Annotated in this window: 5 protein-coding genes; 2 read left to right on the top strand and 3 right to left on the bottom strand. The window is 64.9% G+C overall.

Annotation, left to right across the window (positions count from 1 at the left end):
* A partial coding sequence (locus WAN71_RS27660; protein ID WP_422228381.1) for an acyl-CoA dehydrogenase family protein occupies positions 1–364 on the bottom strand: 364 nt, incomplete at its 3' end.
* A gap of 91 nt (positions 365–455) precedes the next feature.
* Between WAN71_RS27660 and WAN71_RS27655 the strand changes: the two genes are divergently transcribed.
* Complete coding sequence (locus tag WAN71_RS27655; RefSeq protein WP_422228380.1) at positions 456–1,298, top strand: LLM class flavin-dependent oxidoreductase; 843 nt, start codon at positions 456–458, stop codon at positions 1,296–1,298.
* A gap of 28 nt (positions 1,299–1,326) precedes the next feature.
* Here WAN71_RS27655 and WAN71_RS27650 read toward each other — a convergent pair whose 3' ends face one another.
* Positions 1,327–2,052 (bottom strand): SDR family oxidoreductase, encoded by a 726-nt coding sequence (locus WAN71_RS27650; RefSeq protein WP_422228379.1) that lies wholly within the window; start codon positions 2,050–2,052, stop codon positions 1,327–1,329.
* Positions 2,053–2,055: 3 nt separating this feature from the next.
* A complete protein-coding gene (locus WAN71_RS27645) occupies positions 2,056–2,877 on the bottom strand; it encodes a FadR/GntR family transcriptional regulator (protein WP_422228378.1) in 822 nt (273 codons plus the stop codon).
* A 192-nt stretch (positions 2,878–3,069) separates the two neighbouring features.
* On the opposite strand from WAN71_RS27645, the gene WAN71_RS27640 reads away from it, so the two are divergent.
* Positions 3,070–3,610, top strand: a 541-nt coding sequence (locus tag WAN71_RS27640) for a CoA transferase (RefSeq protein WP_422228377.1), incomplete at its 3' end; no start/stop codon positions are given.

Genomic DNA, 3,610 nt, shown 5'->3' with positions numbered 1-3,610 from the left:
GGACAGCCAGCGCGGCCACGCCGCCGCCGCCGATGGCGGCCAGCACCTCGTCAACCGCGGGGCCGGCCACCCGCAAGGCACCTGCGGCCAGACCGACACTGCACAGCAACGGGATGGGGGCGATAGCCGCACCGCACTCCTCGAGAACGACAGCGAGATCGACGCGACCGAAGGCGCCGTCCGCGCCGTCGGACGGCACGGCCAGTTCGGTCCAGCCAAGGTTGACCACCGTCTTCCACACGGTGCGCCACCGTTCTGGATCCGTCATGGCCTGGCGGGCGACGCCGGGCGGGCACTCGGTGCGCAGGACGTCGCGCACGCTGTCACGCAGCGCCAGCTGACCGGAATTCAGTCCGACATCCATAAGGCCCCTAACATAATAAAAATAGTAAACTAGCGCGACAGACGTCAATCGCTGCCGCGGCGGATTGGGCGGCTCCGTATGGTAATCAGCTATGGCCGAGTGGTATCTGTTCCTGCCGCAAGTGAGGTTGCCGGTTGCCGACATCGTGGAGCGGTCGCGCCACGCCGAGGCTAGCGGCTTTTCCGGGGTAGCGTTCATCGACCACCTCGAGGCGCCCGGGCTGCGCGACGAAAAGATCTGGGAGGCAATGGGTGTAGCCACCTGGGTGGCCGCGAAGACCGAACGGCTGCGGATCGGTCATCTGGTGCTCTGCGACGCGTTTCGGCATCCGGCGGTGCTGGCCAAACAGGCCGTCACGTTATCCGAGGCGTCGGACGGCAGGTTCGAGCTCGGCCTCGGATCCGGCTCGTGGCCCGCTGAGTTCGCCAGATTCGATGTTGGCCAGGACGATCCGGTAGCCCGGGTCGAGCAACTTGAGCGCCATTTGCGATTGATCATGCAGTACTGGGGGCGGGACGAGGCTCCGGACCGCAGTCAGTTTCCACTTCCCGAGCATCGGATACCGTTGGTTCTCGGTGGCACCGGGCGCCGGATGATGGAACTTGTTCGCAGATATGCAGATTGGTGGAACATACCGGCGAACCATCTCGATCGGTTGGCGCGGTTGGCCCCGGCTGCCGGGTCAGCTCGGGTGTCGGTTCAGCAGATGGTCGGCTTCGTTCGCAAGGACAGCGACCCCAGCGCCGTGCGGGAGCTGAGCACCCGGCGGTTCGGCCACCTGGGTTCGGGCCTGGTATGCGGTGACGCCGACGAATTGTCCGGACATTTCGCCGGCCTGGCCGCCCAGGGCGTCGAGCGGTTCTACGTCTGGTTCGCTGATTTCGCCGCCCCGGAATCGCTGCACGAATTCGGCGAAACGGTGATCCGGGGATAATCGAGCCTTCGCGGGATAACGCGCTCGATCATCGCTGCTGTGCGGCCCGCCGGCGAGCCTCGGTCGGCACGACGGGTTCGTGGGCGAAGGGTCCGCGCCGCACGGCGTTCAGCCGGATCTCCGGCAGGTCCACCGACGGATCCACAGTGTCGAGCCACGCCACGGCCTCGGCGACATCAGACACCTGGATTGCGTACATCTCGAACGGAACATCCTGCAGCATCTCGGTTTCCACGGGTCCCGGTGTCACGATATGGACAGCGATGCCGTCACGGTCGACCTCGAGCGCCAGCGCACGGGCGAACGCGTTCATCCCCGCTTTGGATGCCGAGTAGGCGGTCCGCGCCATCATTGGTTCGTGCGCAGCCGACGACGAGATGAACACCAGCCGCGAGCCGGCATGCATCCGCGGTAGTACGGCGGCGGTCACCACAAAGCAGGAATCCAGGTTGGCCGAAATGATCGACTGCCATTGCTCGAATGTTTGCTTGCGTGCGTAGGTCCCGCCGAGCGTTCCGGCGGCGTGCACGACCAAATCGATTGTCTCCATTGGGCTGATCGCTTGCGCAAAGCCGACCGCGTCAGAAGCATCGGCGGCGATATAGCGCGCCCCGATTTCCTCGGCGGCCGCGCGTAGCGGGCCCTCTCGTCGTGCCGACAGCACGACGTCGTAACCCAGTTCGCACAGTTTGCTCGCGCAGGCCTTACCGATCCCGCCGCTGCCACCGGTTACCAGTGCGGTTCGGGAGTTCACGACTTACAGATGGCGGTTGTCTCGTGGGCGCGACAGCGCCTGCGGCGACAACGCATAGATCCGTTGGTCGGGGCCTGCGGCCAGCACGTGGCTCTGCGTGTCGGAAAGATGACGGGCAGCGATGCGACGTGCCCGGTCGACGTCACCCGCTTCGATCATCTCCGCCAGCTTGACATGTGTGTTGAGCACGGCGCGACGCTTGGAAAGCGATGGGTAGGTGCCCTTAGCTGCACTCTCGTCGGCCCATTGCTGTTCGTGACTGGTCCACAGCGTCTCGAGGGTGCCGACGACCGCGATGATCGTGCGGTTTCCGCAGCCACGCACGATGAGATCGTGGAATTTGCGGCCGATTTCGGTGAATTCGGGTCCGTCCTCCAGATGCGCTTCCATCGCGGCGTTGATCTCTTTGAGCTCGCGGACGATGGTGTCGGCGCGGTCGGGTCGCTGAGCCGCCAATGCCGCGCAGGCGGGTTCGAGCTCGAGTATCGCCGTGCCCAGATCGGCTACGACAACCGACTCGCTCTGCAACAGCAGACCCAACATGTAGGCGGCACTGGTTTTCGCCGGAGCGTGCACAATCGCACCGCCCCGGTTGCCGCGCCGAACCGATACCAGCCCCTCGGTCTCCAGGATCCGCAGCGCCTCCCGCAGCGAAACCAGGCTGACGTTGAACTGTTCGACGAGCACTTCCTGGCGGGGCAGCAAATCACCGTCGGCCAATTCGCCGTCGATGATCTGGCGCCGTAACTCGTCCGCGACAATCTCGGCGATCCTCGGCGCCGACAAACGGCGTCGAGCCTCGGGGCCAATTCCCAGCGCAGTCATACGATTCCAGCAGCGGAATGACCGGACGGAGCCACGGCCGCTGCACCCGCGAACTCCATAAACGGCAATCTTAGCAGTAATGGCATAATAGCCGCGCTGGTCAAGCGCCCGGTTCAACTTTGGTCGAAGCGCCGATCGGCAAAGTTACTAAGATGGCATAGACAACAACCCGACGATGTAGACGGATACAGGTTGAGCAGCGAGCACGACAGCCGACCGACACCGCTGGACGACGTCCGTGTTGTCGAGATCAGTGACCGCATAGCCGGCAGTTACTGCGGAAAGCTGTTGGTGGATGCCGGTGCCGAGGTCAGGAAAATAGAACCGCCACAAGGGGATCCGTTGCGGGGCTTCAGTGCCAGCTGCTCTCCGATGCCGGACGAGGCGGACTCACCCCTGTTCGGCTACCTCAATGCCGGCAAACGCAGCCTGACCTGGTCCGGCTCTGACGGACGTTTACGCGACGAGCTGGCCAGCGCCGATATCGTCGTGATGACCGCGACCCGGTCGCAGGCGGCCGGGCTGGGCATCGATCCGCAGCGGTTGCTGGCGGATAACCCGCGGGCGGTCGTCGTCACGATCTCCGACTTCGGCTGGACCGGTCCGTATGCCGAGCGGGCCGCCAGCGAATTCACCCTGCAGGCGTGGTCGGGCCTGACCGGTTTCCGCGGCGATCCGGCCGGACCACCGATCGCGATCGGCGGTGACCTCGGGGAGTACATGGGCGGGGTGT

Origin of the sequence: Mycobacterium sp. (assembly GCF_049280035.1) — a bacterium.
Classification (GTDB): Bacteria; Actinomycetota; Actinomycetes; order Mycobacteriales; family Mycobacteriaceae; genus Mycobacterium.
The sequence above is the reverse complement of the archived record's forward strand: the minus strand, read 5'-3'. Positions and strand labels throughout refer to the sequence as shown.